Source organism: Bacillus sp. DE0042, from assembly GCF_007680225.1.
In the GTDB taxonomy this organism is placed as follows: Bacteria; Bacillota; Bacilli; order Bacillales; family Bacillaceae_G; genus Bacillus_A; species Bacillus_A wiedmannii.
In genome coordinates this window covers 1,842,184-1,857,922 of record NZ_VEJP01000001.1, presented here as the reverse complement: position 1 = coordinate 1,857,922, position 15,739 = coordinate 1,842,184, and the positions used below count along the sequence as shown (strand labels likewise).

The 15,739-nt window shown below is 36.2% G+C and carries 13 protein-coding genes and 2 pseudogenes; 13 read left to right on the top strand and 2 right to left on the bottom strand.

Annotated features, from left to right (window positions below):
- Positions 1 to 375: 375 nt before the first annotated feature.
- On the top strand, positions 376 to 3,018 hold the full coding sequence (locus FS802_RS09465; protein WP_098654666.1) for an S-layer homology domain-containing protein: 2,643 nt from the start codon (positions 376 to 378) through the stop codon (positions 3,016 to 3,018).
- A 178-nt stretch (positions 3,019 to 3,196) separates the two neighbouring features.
- Here FS802_RS09465 and FS802_RS09460 read toward each other — a convergent pair whose 3' ends face one another.
- Positions 3,197 to 4,576, bottom strand: a complete 1,380-nt coding sequence (locus FS802_RS09460; protein WP_098654665.1) for an O-antigen ligase family protein — start codon at positions 4,574 to 4,576, stop codon at positions 3,197 to 3,199.
- A gap of 308 nt (positions 4,577 to 4,884) precedes the next feature.
- Between FS802_RS09460 and FS802_RS09455 the strand changes: the two genes are divergently transcribed.
- The 6 genes from FS802_RS09455 (at position 4,885) to FS802_RS09430 (ending at position 10,630) form a co-directional block, all read left to right on the top strand.
- Positions 4,885 to 5,673, top strand: coding sequence for an enoyl-CoA hydratase (locus FS802_RS09455; protein WP_070168444.1), 789 nt, complete (start codon positions 4,885 to 4,887; stop codon positions 5,671 to 5,673).
- Between the two features lie 112 nt (positions 5,674 to 5,785).
- Positions 5,786 to 6,103 (top strand): hypothetical protein, encoded by a 318-nt coding sequence (locus FS802_RS09450; RefSeq protein WP_098654664.1) that lies wholly within the window; start codon positions 5,786 to 5,788, stop codon positions 6,101 to 6,103.
- A 17-nt stretch (positions 6,104 to 6,120) separates the two neighbouring features.
- On the top strand, positions 6,121 to 6,447 hold the full coding sequence (locus FS802_RS09445; RefSeq protein ID WP_001277355.1) for a nucleoside triphosphate pyrophosphohydrolase: 327 nt from the start codon (positions 6,121 to 6,123) through the stop codon (positions 6,445 to 6,447).
- A gap of 149 nt (positions 6,448 to 6,596) precedes the next feature.
- Positions 6,597 to 7,646: a M42 family metallopeptidase gene (locus tag FS802_RS09440; protein ID WP_000930037.1), complete on the top strand. Its 1,050-nt coding sequence runs from the start codon at positions 6,597 to 6,599 to the stop codon at positions 7,644 to 7,646.
- Positions 7,647 to 7,912: 266 nt separating this feature from the next.
- A complete protein-coding gene (locus FS802_RS09435) occupies positions 7,913 to 9,535 on the top strand; it encodes an N-acetylmuramoyl-L-alanine amidase (RefSeq protein WP_098654663.1) in 1,623 nt (540 codons plus the stop codon).
- Between the two features lie 141 nt (positions 9,536 to 9,676).
- Positions 9,677 to 10,630: a TRM11 family SAM-dependent methyltransferase gene (locus FS802_RS09430; RefSeq protein ID WP_098654662.1), complete on the top strand. Its 954-nt coding sequence runs from the start codon at positions 9,677 to 9,679 to the stop codon at positions 10,628 to 10,630.
- A gap of 162 nt (positions 10,631 to 10,792) precedes the next feature.
- On the opposite strand, the pseudogene FS802_RS09425 reads toward FS802_RS09430, so the two are convergent.
- Positions 10,793 to 10,974, bottom strand: a pseudogene (locus FS802_RS09425) (YflJ family protein); the annotation flags it as partial.
- 150 nt (positions 10,975 to 11,124) lie between these two features.
- Between FS802_RS09425 and FS802_RS09420 the strand changes: the two are divergent.
- The 6 genes and pseudogenes from FS802_RS09420 to FS802_RS09400 all read left to right on the top strand — a co-directional run bounded on the left by FS802_RS09420 (position 11,125) and on the right by FS802_RS09400 (position 15,682).
- Complete coding sequence (locus FS802_RS09420; RefSeq protein ID WP_098642573.1) at positions 11,125 to 11,586, top strand: VOC family protein; 462 nt, start codon at positions 11,125 to 11,127, stop codon at positions 11,584 to 11,586.
- A 186-nt stretch (positions 11,587 to 11,772) separates the two neighbouring features.
- Positions 11,773 to 12,825 (top strand): proline racemase family protein, encoded by a 1,053-nt coding sequence (locus FS802_RS09415; protein WP_098654661.1) that lies wholly within the window; start codon positions 11,773 to 11,775, stop codon positions 12,823 to 12,825.
- 19 nt (positions 12,826 to 12,844) lie between these two features.
- Entirely contained in the window at positions 12,845 to 13,822 is a 978-nt protein-coding gene (locus tag FS802_RS09410) for an ornithine cyclodeaminase family protein (protein WP_098251812.1), read from the top strand.
- A 48-nt stretch (positions 13,823 to 13,870) separates the two neighbouring features.
- Positions 13,871 to 14,423 (top strand): annotated as a pseudogene (locus FS802_RS32045) (cytoplasmic protein); the annotation flags it as partial.
- 157 nt (positions 14,424 to 14,580) lie between these two features.
- The gene (locus tag FS802_RS32040) at positions 14,581 to 15,075 is read left to right on the top strand and encodes an AHH domain-containing protein (protein ID WP_002203410.1); all 495 of its coding nucleotides are present in this window, start codon (positions 14,581 to 14,583) and stop codon (positions 15,073 to 15,075) included.
- A gap of 34 nt (positions 15,076 to 15,109) precedes the next feature.
- Positions 15,110 to 15,682, top strand: coding sequence for an imm11 family protein (locus FS802_RS09400; protein WP_070168447.1), 573 nt, complete (start codon positions 15,110 to 15,112; stop codon positions 15,680 to 15,682).
- Positions 15,683 to 15,739 lie beyond the last annotated feature (57 nt).

Genomic DNA, 15,739 nt, shown 5'->3' with positions numbered 1-15,739 from the left:
TTGTCGAAGAGTGTCGATAATTTTAAAAAGTGTAAATTGTCATTTCATTTATATTATGTGCTATAATGCTATTTGTATATTAAATACAAGCGATGTATATACGTTTACATATTAGAAAAGTTGATAAATATATAATTCGACAAATAATGTGAATTTGTCGAATTATGCGATAAAAAAATCTTTTAAAAAAAAGAATTATGACGTATTATATACATGGTTTAACTTTTTGGAAAAAGATAGTATTTATTATGGCTAATAAATTACTATTCTTCAAAAAGTGTTTGTAAATTAATATATGAATTTAGTAAATCACTAGTTTTTCAAATACATATTTCTAAAGCTAGTATTATATTTCTCAAGGAGGAAAATAAATCAATGGCAAAAAATAAGTCTTTTAACAAATTAATGGCTGGTACAATGACAGCAGCAATGGTGGCTGGCGTAGTAGCTCCAGTTGCTACAGCAGCAGAAGAGAGTGCATTTAAAGATGTTCCTAAAGGACATTGGTCTGCAGATGCGATCAACTCTATGGCTGCAAAAGGTATTATCGTAGGTATTGGTGATGGCCTATTCGGATTTGGTAACGATGTAACTCGTGCTCAAGTAGCTACTTTCATGGTAAAAGCGAAAGGCATTGAAGCTGGTTCAACGAAAACTCCATTCACAGATGTACCAGAAAGCAGCATTTATGCTAAATTCATCGCAGCTGCTGAAGCTAACAAAATCATGGCTGGTTTAGGCGACAATAAATTCGGTCCAGACGAGAAATTAACTCGTGCACAAATGGCACAGCTTCTTGTTAACGCATACGGTTTCAAAGCTGATGAAAACAACAAAAAATCTTTCAATGACATCGAAGGTTTACCTTGGGCAACTGCAAAATCTTCAATTGAAACTCTTGCAAGCTTAGGTATCGTAGCTGGTGAAGGTGAAGGCAAATTTAATCCAAATGGTGTTGTAACTCGTGAGCAAGCTGCACAGTTCATCTACAATGCTATGAACTATCACCCAGAAGTAAAAACAGAAGCTAAAGTTGAATCTGTAAGTGCAATCAATGCACAAGAAATTAAAGTTACATTCACAAGCCCAGTAAATGAAAAAACTGCGATTAAAGAAGGTAACTACATTTTCAAACAAAATGGTAAAGATTTAACATCTGCTGATTTTGAAGGTGATGTTAATGAGAAAGGTGTTCTTTCAAAAGATGGTAAGAGCGTAACTTTCAAATTAGTAGCTGGCAAAGCATTTGCTAACTCTGACAAATATGCAGTACACTCAACTACAGGCGTATTAGGTGCTGACTTAAAACCTGTAGAAAAATATCTTGATTCAGAAAAAACATTCTCTGACTCAACAGCTCCAGAATTATTAGGTGCACGCGTTATTGGTAAAACAGTTGAGTTAACATTCAACAAACCAGTAAAAGAAAATGCTGACGTTAAAATTGATGGCGTTAAAATCGAAGGTGCAAAAGTTGCAAGTAAAACACCAGGTGTATACACTTTAACAACTTCTGCAATTGATAATAATGGAATCTTCGCAAAAGGCGATCATGAAGTAGTTGTATATGATGCTGAAGATACATTACGCGTAAATGCTAATAAAGCATCAATCTTAACAACAAAATACACTGTATCTTCTGATACAACAGCACCAGAAGTGAAAGCAGTTAAAGCTATTAACAACCGTACTTTCAAAGTTACATTCTCTGAGCCGTTAAGCCAACACCCTGAAGTAACTGTGAAAAAAGGTAACTACACATTCCCAACAGCAGCATATAATGTTGCAGGTGGTAATGGTGTAGTACAATATACAATTGATCCACAAGATGCAACTTCATACATCGTTTCTATTAAAGAAGATGTAAAAGATGCTCGTAACCCATTATATGCAAGCGGTGAAAAGAACGTTGACTTAAGTGTTAACCTTAAAAACTTCAAAGATACAGTAAACTTACTTGGTAAACCAGTTGATATGAGTGTTTCTTTAACTGAAGATACTGCTACACCAAAAGTATCTACTGATAGCTTAAACAAAATTGAAGGTAATAACTTACTAGTTAAATTCAACGGTAAAATTGCTGTAAATAATAAAGACCAAATCGTAGTACGTGACAAAGATGGCGTAGTTGTAACATCTGAGATCACAGCTGTTGGCGATGTATTAAACATTAAACTAGCTTCAGCAGCAAAAGATGAGCCTTACACAGTAGAAGTAAAAGCTGGTGCTGTTAACTTTGCAAAAGATGAGAACTTAGCTTCTTACTCTGTAAACACGAATAGCAACGTTGCATTTAATACAACTGTTTCTACAACAGGTATCGTAACACCTGTAGTAGAAAAAAATGCTGACATTATTTCAATCGCAGGCGATGTAATCACTGTAAATTACGGTCAAGACATGAGCGGTAACGCGAAAGATGTAGAGAACTACAAAATTGACGGTAAAGCATTACCAGCAGGTACAACTGCAGAGTTCGTTGGTAGCAAACAAATCGTTAAGATTTCTTTACCTAAAAATTATTTCGCAAAAGCTCAAGATGCTAAATTTACAATTAGCACAAACGTATTAACTGCTTCTGGAAGCAAAGTAGTAGCTAACGCTCAAACAAAAGCTCCAGTTGAAAGCTTAATCAAATTCGCTGATAACACAGCTCCAAAATTAGCAAGCGCTGTTTATGTGAAAGCTACGAATGAAGCTGAAGTTTCAAATACAATCAAAGTTACATTTGATGAGAACGTTAAAGAGTTCACTGCAGATGACGCTCAATTTATCAATGACTTAAAAGTTGTTGTAAATGGCAACAATACAGCAGTTAAAGGTATTAAGCATGGCGGCGAAAAAGAGAAAAACGTTGTTTACTTAACAACTGAAAAAGAGCTAAACGTTGCTCAAGCTGCAACAATTAGCGTAGTACCAAAAGGTGCATATAACCAAGAAATCAACATTACAGATGCTGCAGGTAACAAGTTATCACTTGGTAACGTAACTGCATCAACTGCTATTGTTCAAAAATAATAATAGATAGTATATCTGTTATTGACGAAAAACCCTTTCAGGAGAATTCCTGAAAGGGTTTTTCTATATGATTCAGTTATTTGTGAGCAGGAGGCTTATGCTGTTTGATTGTTGCAAGAAGTAAACATAGTAAGTATAAAAATGCCATGCCCTTAAAATCGGGCATGGCATTTTAATGTTATTCAATTTCCAAATCAACAACCATATAAGCGAGTATGACAGTAAAGAATATACTTACGGCTGGTGCTGTTAATACGTGGCCGGACATAAAGCCGATTCCAAGCGATAGGACGAGTGTGCTAGCTAGTAGCATATGTTTTACGCTAAATAGTTTCTTGAAGTTTGTGATGATGCGAATGAATATTTTTATACCAAAATAAAGAAGCGGCAATACGTACATAAGGAAACCGATAATTCCGAATGCGAAGAATAGGTCGTGGAAATCCATTTCGACCAATTTCATTTTCGTTGTATAGTTACCAGCGTATCCCATTCCAAATAGTTTTTGAGATAGTGGTGCTTCTTTATAGTATTGTTTGTATACTTTTAAAAACTTGTCGCGATCACTGTAAATTAAACTTTTCATTTCAGAGTCTGTTAGTTCGCCTTGTTTATGTTCTTCGTCTTTAATTACTTTTCCTTCTTTTCGGTCTTTTTCTTCTTGTACTGATTTTTTGTATTCATATATTTGTAAGTGGATGCTCATGTTTTTTGCGATAGGAGTTTGCGGTGTAAGGACGAGTAACCCACCTAATACGACAGCAGCCACAACTGTGTTTACAAGATATGTGAATCCTTTTCCTTCTTTTTTACGATGTATCATGTATTCAATGAATAAGAAGAAAAGAGCGATACCAAGTGTAATAACGATGGCACCATAGCCTACTTTCGTTCCAATCATAATGCTTGCATACATCGCAAGTACAGTTGGAATCCAATAATACGCTTTTGAGAAAGAAGTTGTTTTATGAACTGAGTATAAGACAACGATTGGGAACATAATTGCGAAAATGGAACTTAAATCATTTCCAGCAAAGAACCATCCTCTTGAACCGATCTTTGAGTTCGGATAGCTTGGGAAATCTGTACCAGTTGCCATTGCCGCGATGATTGAAATACTTAAAATTAACGTTGCATATAAGAAATACGTAATGATTTTATGAAATACATATTCATTATTTTTTAATTCTTTTAGTGCGATAATATATCCAAACAGTAGTACAATTGGATATACACTTTTCAAAATAAATTTCACTTCTTCTCCAAATGAAACTGGAGATTTGACCATTAAATTATTCACAAGGCCGATTGCGAGTACGATGCCAAAGAGACATAAGTAGAGAATATACTTTTTCGCACCTTGTTGTTTATGATGAAGAAGTAGATAACCTAATGCAAGAAGCATAAAGGCGAAACGGACTACGATTCCAACTGTTGCACTCATGTGTAATACATAGATTGAAAAAGAAGTTAATAAATCTAAGATTGGTTGAAACACAATGAATAGCAGTAGGAAATGCGGGAAGGAGTTATCCGTCTGTTTTAACTTAGTAACCATATGTTCCTCCATTTCTTCATTCCTTTATTTCAGCACCTCTATATAATAGGAAGGAAAATGAATTTCTATATTTAATTTTTTACATCAAACTTAAGGATACACCATTTCATTGTAATGGTAAATAGATGAAAAGTATGGATAAACCGACTTTAATTGCTATATTTTTCAACGGAATTGTATGTTTTATACGAGGCTATATACAAATTACGCGATTATTAGACAGAAAATTAAGAAAAAAAGAGGGTTTTTCACTTCCTTTCTATAATTATATAAGTATAATCTTTATGTAGAAAAGAGGGGTATATATAATGGAAGTAACAAGTAAAACAGAATCTGTCATTGTGAAATATGAAGGGCACGTTGCAACGGTTATGGTCAATCGCCCAGAGGTGTTAAATGCATTAGATGAGCCAACGTTAAAAGAGCTATTACAAAAATTGAAAGAAGTAGCGGAGAGTTCTGCACATATTGTTGTGCTATGCGGGAACGGCCGTGGTTTTTCTGCGGGTGGAGATATTAAATCGATGCTTTCAAGTAATGATGAAAGCAAGTTTGATGGTATTATGAATACTATTTCTGAAGTTGTTGTAACTTTATATACGATGCCGAAGCTTGTTATTAGTGCTATACATGGACCAACTGCTGGTCTTGGATTAAGTATTGCGTTAACAGCTGACTATGTGATGGCAGATATTTCATCCATTATTGCGATGAACTTTATTGGAATCGCTTTAATTCCAGATGGTGGCGGTCATTTCTTCCTTCAAAAGCGCGTCGGCGAAAATATGACGAAGCAAATTATTTGGGAAGGAAAGAAATTATCAGCAACAGAAGCGCTTGATATCGGCTTAATTGATGAAGTAATCAGTGAGGATTTCCAAACGGCTGTGAAGCAAAAAATTAGTGAATGGTCACAAAAGCCGATCAAAGCGATGGTTCAAACGAAGCAAATTTTATGTGAAGTAAACCGCTCTAATTTAGAACAAACATTGCAGCTTGAAAAACGAGGCCAATATGCGATGAGACAAACAGCGGATCATAAAGAAGGCATTGCTGCATTTTTAGAAAAACGTTTGCCAGCATTTAAAGGGGAATAAAGTGAAATTTTAACTAATGATAGTTTTACTACCGGTTAATTTAAGGTAAAGGGGAGAAAGTGCTAACACATTTTAGTATAATTGTGTTAGCACTTTTTTTAAGGAGTAATGTATGAAGAAAATTATCGGTGTGATCGGCATGATTGTAATAGCATATTATGCTTTGCATAGTACACCATCTATGGCGGTGCGAACTGCTTTGTTTTTTGAAGGACATCCAAGCGTTGCGTTTTCTGGCGAGGTAACGAAAGAAAACGATGTGAAAAAAAAAGCAATTCCAACTGAGTACCAAACTTTATATGGTAAGGAAGAAGAATCAGAGCACTATTTCTTTCCACACGTAAGGGCACATGGATCAGGAATTGATATGCTTAGTGCGTGCGTGAAGAAAAAATGGTTTTTCTATAAAGCAGAGCTCGGATGTTATTAAATATAGGAGGTTGAATGATGTCAGCATATAACAAGTTAGTAAGAGATCGTGTTCCAGAGAAGATTTTAAGGTCTGGAAAAACATATACAGCTCAAAAATTAACAGGACACGCATACATACAAGCTTTAGCGAAAATTGGAACGGAAGAAATTCGTGAATTCGCTTCTATGAAAGAACGTGAACATGCGCTTGATTCTCTTGCGGATGCACTGGAAGTAATTATCTCTTTAGCGCGTGCAGAAGGTGCAACAATTGAAGATATAGAACGTCTTCGTAAGAAAAAAGAAATAGAGCGCGGTGGGTTTGAAAGAGGCATTTATTTATTAGATGTGTCAGAAGAATAGTTTGATAGAAAACATAGTGTTCATGAATAACGCTATGTTTTTTTGTTAAAGTGAATTTTAATATAATTTAGAAAATTAAACTATATTAGTAGAGGATTTATAGTGAATTCGGTATACTGAATAGTAGAGAAAATGAGGAGGAAACGACAATGGCACATCATGCGAAAGAAACGATGGAACTTATTAAGGAGCTTGTCTCTATTCCAAGTCCGTCTGGAAATACAGAGAAAATCATTCGTTTTATTGAAAACTATGTAAGTGAGTGGAACGTAGAAACGAAGCGTAACAATAAAGGCGCTCTTATTTTAACTGTAAAAGGGAAAAATGATGCACAGCACCGTTTATTAACGGCACACGTTGATACGTTAGGGGCGATGGTGAAAGAAATTAAGCCTGACGGTCGTCTAAGTCTTTCTATGATTGGTGGATTTCGCTGGAACTCTGTAGAAGGGGAATATTGCGAAATTGAAACATCAAGCGGTAAGACGTATACAGGAACGATTTTAATGCATCAAACATCTGTGCATGTATATAAAGATGCAGGTGAAGCGAAACGCGACGAGAAAAATATTGAAGTTCGTATTGATGAGCGTGTCTTTTCAGCTGATGAAGTACGTGAATTAGGAATTGAAGTAGGAGACTTCGTTTCATTCGATCCGCGCGTTCAAATTACAGAGAGTGGATACATAAAATCACGTCATTTAGATGACAAAGTAAGTGTTGCGATTCTATTAAAATTAATTAAGAGATTACAAGACGAAAACGTAACATTACCATATACAACGCATTTCTTAATTTCTAATAATGAAGAGATTGGATACGGTGGTAACTCTAACATTCCAGAAGAAACGGTTGAGTATTTAGCGGTTGATATGGGAGCGTTAGGTGATGGTCAAGCATCTGACGAATATACAGTATCTATTTGTGCAAAAGACTCTAGTGGTCCGTATCATTATGCACTGCGTAAACATTTAGTAGAGCTTGCGAAAACGAACAATATTGAATATAAAGTAGATATTTATCCGTACTATGGATCGGATGCATCAGCTGCGATTCGCGCTGGATTTGATGTGAAACATGCATTAATTGGAGCGGGTATTGATTCTTCTCATGCATTTGAGCGCACACATGAAAGTTCGATTGTACATACAGAAGCGTTAGTATATGCATATGTAATGTCTCATTTAATTGAAGAATAATTTCATAGAAAATAGAGAGGGCTGATTAAAAATATTATTTTTAATCAGCTTTTCATTTGGTGGGTAATTAATCGCTTTTTGAAATGTATTTACATTTATTATTCCTTATATATTCATCTTTAATAATTTAGGTAGGAAACGTATTTACTACAGTGATAGAATGTTATAAACTATTATAGGAGTTATTTACCAGTTAATATTTTTAATATTATTTTGATTAAGAGAATTTTATAAAATGTGAGGTTTCGAGAGGAGATTTGTTTTTCATGAAGTACAAAGCAATCGCTGCTGGTATGTTAGCAGCAAGTTTACTAGCTTATCCAGTTAGTAGTTTAGCAGAAACGAAGAAGTTTTCAGATGTTCCAGACGACTCATTTGCAAAAGACGCAATTTACTATTTAGTAGATCGAGATGTAATTAGCGGTATGACAAGTGATACGTTTGCGCCAAAAGGTCTTTTAACACGTGCGGAAGCAGCGACAATTATAGCGAAAGCAATTGGATTAAAAGTGGATCCAGCTGGGAAACCATCTTTTAATGATTCAAAAAATCATTGGGCAACTCAGTATATTGCAGCAATTGAAAAAGAAAATATTATTTCAGGCCGAGGAGCAGGCGTATTTGATCCTGATGGAAAAGTAACGCGTGCTGAAATGGCCTCTATGCTTGTGAAGGCTTATAAATTACAAGGTTTAGTACAAGCCCCGATTACGAATAAATTTACTGATTTAGAAGGTCATTTCGGTAAAGAAGCAGCAAATATTTTAGTAGCGTTAGAGATTTCAGCGGGTACTGGGAAGACAATTTGGAGTCCAAATCAGTCTATACCACGTGAGCAAGCAGCGCAAATGACGTATAAAGCGGACAAGCTAAAGAAAAATAATGATAATACGAGCAAACCAGAAGAAACAACGAAGGAAATGTATATAGATCGTAAGTTCATTACATATCACCAACCATCTTTATCTTCAGGAATTACTGACATGCAACATGAGCCACAAAAAGTTGTAGTAAAAGAAGAGCGAGATGGATGGATTAAAATAGTAACGAGCAAAGGTGAGAAATGGACACCTTTAAAAGAAAAAACAGAAGTTATTAATGAAGGATTTACAACATATGCAGAAGCGTCACATTCTTCTAAAGTGCTAGCGAAACGTGAAGCACAAAAAGTAGTAGTTATTGAAGAAAAAGATAGCTGGATTCGTATCCGTACAAATAGTGGCTTCCAGTGGGTAGATAAAAATCAATTAAACCCAGCGAAGCAAGATAACTTCCTAGAAGGTAAAGCGATTATTATTGATCCAGGTCACGGTGGAATTGACTCGGGCAATCCTGGTTATTATGAGAAAGAAAGCGAAACAGTATTAGACGTATCATTACGATTACAGAAAATATTTGAGCAAAAGGCACCATTTACTGTGATGTTCACTCGTACAGATAATACACGCCCAGGAACAAGTGGTCCTGATTCATTAAAGAAACGTGTAGAGTTTGCTCAAAAAAATAATGGAGATATTTTTGTAAGTATCCATGCCAATGGTTCTGAAAAGAAAAATGGACAAGGTACAGAAACGTTATATTATCAGTCAGCAAGAGCAAAAGTAACGAATCCGCATGTAGAAGACAGTAAGTTATTAGCACAAAAAATTCAAGACCGTCTTGTAGCAGCACTTGGAACAAAAGATCGTGGTATAAGACATCAGGACTTATACGTAACTAGAGAAAATACAATGCCGGCTGTATTAACAGAACTAGCATTTGTAGATAATAAAAGCGATGCAGATAAAATTGCTACACCAAAACAGAGACAAGATGCAGCAGAAGCGATTTATCAAGGGATTTTAGATTATTACGAAGCAAAGGGTAATAAAGTATCTTCTTTCCGTTAAGGAATCAAAAGAGATTGCCAATAGGCAGTCTCTTTTATTTATTAACGTTTCTCTTTATTTCCGGCATGTGATATCATTTAATTTTATATGAAAAAGTATTGTAGTAATTGCAATTATAACGATATAGAGGATGATAATAGATTGAATAATCATAGTAAAACACCTGCATGTATATATACGTATGCATTTCGTGAGGAGGAGCGTGCTTTATGTTACTTGGAGATGCGCTCGTTCTTTGGAATGGAGTCTCACGTTAATATTTTGAAAAGTGATGTCAAAATTGCCCCGAGTAGAAGTGCGTTTATGAAGGAACGCGTTGAGGTTATGTATGAAGGAGACGACTTAGAAAGCATTCTAAAACAAGTGGAACAAATTGATTTGGCGGGGGCGTCGTTTAAAGTTATCTTCGTTAAAATCAATGACCTGGTTGGAGAAAATAAAATTGAATATGGAGAAAGACGTCTCATTGAACGCGACCTCGGTATGCATATTGAAGGAGAAGCAGATGTTCGTAATCCAGAGCGTGTATTCGGGATTGTTCCTCTTGGAGGACGCTGGTACTTCGGACATTATGTAGAAAGTGAGCCAGTTTGGTATCATCACATAAAAAAACCGCATAGTTATTCGACATCTCTTAGCACACGTGTTGCGAGATCAGTTGCAAATATCGCTGTACCAAATCCAGATGGAGTACGAGCAATTGACCCGTGCTGCGGTATTGGAACAGTAGTAGTAGAAGCACTTTCTATGGGAATTAACATCGTTGGTAGAGATATAAATCCACTTGTAGTTCTTGGAACGAGAAAAAACATCGCACATTTCGGATTTGAAGGGACAGTAACAATAGGTCCAATTGAGGAAATTACTGAGAACTACGACGTTGCCATTATCGATATGCCGTACGACTTATTTACGCATGCAACACCAGAAGATCAGTTCTCCATTCTTTCAAGTGCGCGCCGCATCGCTAAAAAGGTAGTCGTTGTCACGATGGAAACAATGGACGACATGATTCATGAAGCAGGATTTGAAATTACAGATCGCTGTATTACAAGAAAAGGATCATTTACTAGACAAATTCTTGTTTGTGAATAAGAAAAAAAGGTCACCCGTTTGGGTGACCTTTTTTGGTTTGTATTGATGTGTGATTGGTTGGTGGCTTAGATAGATGAATTGGCGGAATTTGTCGATAAGTCGATATCCTATGTCGAATCGCTGATATATTCCGAGAATCGAAGAAATCGTTACATTAGTATATTACTGTTCTTTTAATTTCTCTTGTTGTGCAAGTAATAAATTGCGTAAAACGTGCCCGCGGTAACTTTCTAGTTTTCGTCCTTCAAGATAGCGCACGCCTAATTTTTTTAATTCAGCTACGTACCAGCCTTTTGTTCCGTAATACATTGGATCACTTCCTTTTGCTTTTGAACAGTATATGTGGCGGGGGAAGAGAATTTTCTTTTTTATTCAGTATTAGGGCTACAAAATTGAAAAAACATGTAAGGGGAATATGATATGACTTCTATTTCTAATTTATTAAAATAGGCTTTATAGTAAGAATTTCTAAAAATATAAAGGGGGAATATGCTTTGTTTCCAGGTACTTTATATGAAACACATGTTAAAACAAGAAATTTAGAAGTAGCAAAAGAGTTTTATACGAAACTTGGATTACTTCATGCTCGTACAATTGAAGAACGCCGTGTAGCATTCTTTTGGTTTGATAAAGATAATAAGAAGGAACAAATGCTGGGTATTTGGGAGGTATCAGAAGAGGAATTCCATAAAAGTCACTTTGCATTCAAGGTTAACTATGAAGAAATCATTCATGCAAGAGAATGGCTTCTTAATAAAGGAATAAACCCAAGGGCGGCTTTCGGTCTTGAACCCTCTGAGCCTATGGTTCAGACGTGGACACCTACTGCGAATCTTTATTTTTATGATCCTGACGGTAATTCTTTAGAATTTCTATGTTTACTTCCTGAAAAGAAAAACGTAAAACAAGATGTCATGCATTTAAGTGAGTGGGAAAAATTGCCGAGTGAAATATAAATTTGATTTTGGCCCAAATCCCGCGAAATAATTAAGAAAGGAACCATAATGTTGCTCAAGTAGTGACGTTATGGCTTTTTTGTTTTGCGCAGGCTAATAATCGCTCACTGTTTACTGTATAAAAAAATAGACAGTAGTGTAGGCTTTTTTACACAATGTATACAAATTTATACCTTATGCGTTGGCATGATATTTGCAATAAAAATAGTATCAACATATAGGGGAGAGATAGAAATGAAGGTTAGTAAAGTGTACACGACAATTGATGCTCACGTAGCTGGGGAACCACTTCGAATTATTACAGGCGGCGTGCCAGAAATAAAAGGAGAAACGCAGCTAGAAAGACGCGCATATTGTATGGAACATTTGGATCATCTTCGCGAAATTCTTATGTATGAACCGAGAGGACATCACGGTATGTATGGTTGTATCATTACTCCGCCTGCAAGTGAACACGCTGATTTTGGTGTATTATTTATGCACAATGAAGGCTGGAGTACGATGTGTGGGCATGGCATTATTGCTGTTATTACAGTCGGAATTGAAACAGGTATGTTTGAAGTGACAGGTGAGAAACAAAAGTTCATTATTGATAGCCCTGCCGGGGAAGTGATTGCGTATGCAACATATAACGGGAGCGAAGTAGAGTCTGTATCATTTGAAAACGTTCCTTCATTTGTATATAAGAAAGATGTTCCTATTAAAATAGATAACTATGAATTTCAAGTAGATATCGCGTTTGGCGGAGCTTTTTATGCGGTAGTAGATAGTAAAGAATTTGGTTTGAAAGTCGATTTCAAAGACTTAGCTGCTATTCAAACGTGGGGCGGTAAAATTAAGCACTACATCGAGAGCCAAATGGAAGTAAAGCACCCACTTGAAGAAGGTTTAAAAGGAATATACGGCGTTATTTTTTCAGATGAACCGAAAGGAGAAGACGCAACTTTACGAAATGTAACGATCTTTGCTGACGGGCAAGTTGATCGTTCTCCTTGTGGCACAGGAACTTCCGCAAGAATCGCAACTCTTTTTGAAAGAGATGCCTTACAAAAGGGAGAAATTTTCGTCCACGAATGTATTACTGACGGGAAATTCGAGGGGGAAGTATTGTCAGTAACTGCAGTAGATACATATGAAGCTGTCGTTCCGAAAGTAACGGGGCATGCATTTATTACAGGATTTCATCAGTTTGTTGTAGACCCGAGAGATGACTTGAATAGGGGGTTTTTGTTAGAGTAGAAGGAGGAGGTGGAAAGATATGCTAGTCATAAGCGCGAACGAACAAAGAAACTTAGTAAAAATGGATGAAGTCATTGAATACGCGGCGCTTGCTTTAAAAGAATTCTCCGCAGAAAGAACGATCACACCAATTCGCGGCTCATTACCATTTGCGAACGAGCAAAATACGGCATTAATTATGCCTTCAGTAGCGGAAGGACTTGAGGCACTTGGCTTAAAAGTAGTAACAGTAGTCCCGCAGAATAAAAAGATAGGAAAGAAAACGATAAACGGGATTGTTATGCTATCAGACTTTCAAACGGGAGAACCGCTCGCACTTTTAGAAGGATCCTACTTAACGATGATTCGAACAGGGGCTCTATCAGGAGTAGCGACAAAACATTTAGCTCGTCATAACGCAAAAAATTTATGCATAATCGGGACCGGAGAACAGGCGAAGGGAATTGCAGAAGCTGTATTTGCGGTAAGAGCTATCGAAAAAGTCATTTTATACAATCGAACAGAAGAAAAAGCGTATGCATTTGCGCAATATATACAAGAAAGATTCAATAAACCTGCATATGTTCACACAAATGCAAATGAAGCAATAAGCGAAGCAGACATTATCGTCACAACTACGAACGCATCCACACCAGTCTTCTCAGAAAAACTACAAAAAGGCGTCCACGTAAACGCCGTTGGCTCATTCAGGCCAAACATGCAAGAATTACCATCTCACGCTATCGCGGGTGCTAACAAAGTAGTAGTCGAATCAAAAGAAGCAGCACTAGAAGAAACAGGTGACCTTCAAGTTCCGATACAAGAAGGTCTATTTGGGGCAAGCAACATTTACGCCGAGCTTGGTCAAATTATAAGTGGTGAAAGAGCTGGTAGAGAGAACGATGAAGAGATTACTGTTTTTAAATCGGTTGGTTTGGCGGTAGTGGATATTATCGTTGCGAAGTATTTGTATGAGAAGGCGGTGGAGCGTGGCGTGGGGAATAGAATTGAATTTTGAGGGGCTGCCTTTTGGTGGTCTTTTTTTGTATAAAATCTTGTAAAGTAAGAAAAAGTAGAGCATCTATATGAATTCAATTATACGTCCAGTAATAACTATAGTACGGCTCTTCAACTAGTAGCGAGTATTGCTACTGGTCTTGCTGAAGTTCAAAGTGGAAAAGGATTTAGTCCTGCAAGTGGTACATTTAGTACACAAGGGTTGAATATGGAATGGACAACTTCAATTCAAGCAATTACAGAAGAGAGGGCTCGACAAGCTGCCAATTCAATTGAAGAAGGTGAAATGTGTGGTAAGCTACCTGAAAAAACTACTGGTGAAAAAATTTGGGACGGTATTGTAGATGGTACGGGACAAGCAGTTAGCGATACAATAGACAGAATAAAAGCTTTAGGAGATTGGGAAACGTGGGAAAACATGGGGAACGCTGCTTTGCACCCTATTGATACCCTTAGTACCATGTATAATGCATTGTCAGATTCATTTATTAATGATGTAATAAATGGAGATGCTGAAAGTCGTGCTAAATGGGGAAGTTATGCTTTAACACAAGTTGGATTAGGACTTATTGGTGATAAAGGATTAAGTAAAGTATCGAAGGTAGCAACTACTGCAAATCTAACAAAATTCTCAGAAGGTATTTCGTCTGTTTCGAATCATTTACCATTGAAAGAACGATTTGCATTCGCAGGTACTAGTGGCTTTGGTAGCAATCAGATAAAACTTTTGAAGCTTTACAAGAAGCCCGTGATACATTTATGTTTTCTAAAACTGGTGGAAGAAATAGAGTTAAAGGTGTACAAGAAGTAATACAAGATTATGCGGATAAAGTTCTTGATAGAGTTGAAGTGAAAAATGAGTATCCTGATTCGTATACAGCATCTAAAATATTACGTGAAGAACTTAAGGATGCAGGGATTGAACCAACCCCATATTCTAATGCAGCGCATCATCTAACACCTTGGAACGATAGTAGGGCAGAAAAGGCACAAAAATTATTAAAGGAATTTGGGATAGACCATGATTCAGCGGCTAATGGAGTATTTTTACCTTATAAAGTTAATGAATACGTGACTACTGAAGTCTTACACATAGGAAAGCATAGTTCAGAGTACATACTTGAAGTAGAGAGAGTATTAAGTCTTGTTAAGAAACGGGGCGGTACTCAAGAAGATGCTGTTGACGCCTTACATGATATAAGAGAACGTTTATTAAATGGTGAATTAAAATTAAATAAACCGAAGAAAGAGTAATCTTAGAATAGAAAAATAACAAAGGAGAGTAAACATGAAAATTTGGGAATTAAAGAGTTCATTTGATGACTATGAATCCTTTCAACTATTGAACTTAGAAGAAGATTCTAAAAAGTATTTTGAAGGAAAAATTGACTCGGCAGTAAAAGCATCTGATTCATGGGGAGAAATACGTATTAAATGTGTAGAAGAAGGAAATCAAAGTGATTTGCCTCATTTTTGGGGAGAAGTTGGTACACCAATGGTTAGTGGGAAAGCTGAAAAATTCTTAGAGTCTATACTTGGTGATAATGTAGAATTTCTTCCCCTAATTCATGATGTGATGGGAGAAGTGTATTATATAATTAACGTTTTAAATGCACTAGATGCTATTGACTATGAGAAAGCTATACTAAAGAAACTACGTTCTGGCTTAGTAATAGATTTCAAAAAATACGCATTCTTACCTAATATGGTTAAGAACCAAACAATATTTAAAGTTTACTTAAATGAAATATTACATATTCCTTCCGTTTTTGTATCAGATGAATTTAGAAATACAGTGTTAGAAAGTGATTTAAAAGGTTTTGAATTTATAGAGGTATGGGATTCAGAAGCAAACATGTAAAAGAAAGTCCTAAAATAATTGATAGGAGTTAGTGACATGGATGCAAAGGTTTTAGAA

Bases quoted from the DNA above. Each gene is read 5' to 3' on its own strand.
- FS802_RS09435 (WP_098654663.1), top strand. From the start codon at position 7,913: ATGAAGTACAAAGCAATCGCTGCTGGTATGTTAGCAGCAAGTTTACTA.
- FS802_RS09415 (WP_098654661.1), top strand. From the start codon at position 11,773: ATGATATTTGCAATAAAAATAGTATCAACATATAGGGGAGAGATAGAA.
- FS802_RS09455 (WP_070168444.1), top strand. From the start codon at position 4,885: ATGGAAGTAACAAGTAAAACAGAATCTGTCATTGTGAAATATGAAGGG.
- FS802_RS09465 (WP_098654666.1), top strand. From the start codon at position 376: ATGGCAAAAAATAAGTCTTTTAACAAATTAATGGCTGGTACAATGACA.
- FS802_RS32040 (WP_002203410.1), top strand. From the start codon at position 14,581: ATGTTTTCTAAAACTGGTGGAAGAAATAGAGTTAAAGGTGTACAAGAA.
- FS802_RS09460 (WP_098654665.1), bottom strand. From the start codon at position 4,576: ATGGTTACTAAGTTAAAACAGACGGATAACTCCTTCCCGCATTTCCTA.
- FS802_RS09440 (WP_000930037.1), top strand. From the start codon at position 6,597: ATGGCACATCATGCGAAAGAAACGATGGAACTTATTAAGGAGCTTGTC.
- FS802_RS09445 (WP_001277355.1), top strand. From the start codon at position 6,121: ATGTCAGCATATAACAAGTTAGTAAGAGATCGTGTTCCAGAGAAGATT.
- FS802_RS09400 (WP_070168447.1), top strand. From the start codon at position 15,110: ATGAAAATTTGGGAATTAAAGAGTTCATTTGATGACTATGAATCCTTT.
- FS802_RS09410 (WP_098251812.1), top strand. From the start codon at position 12,845: ATGCTAGTCATAAGCGCGAACGAACAAAGAAACTTAGTAAAAATGGAT.
- FS802_RS09450 (WP_098654664.1), top strand. From the start codon at position 5,786: ATGAAGAAAATTATCGGTGTGATCGGCATGATTGTAATAGCATATTAT.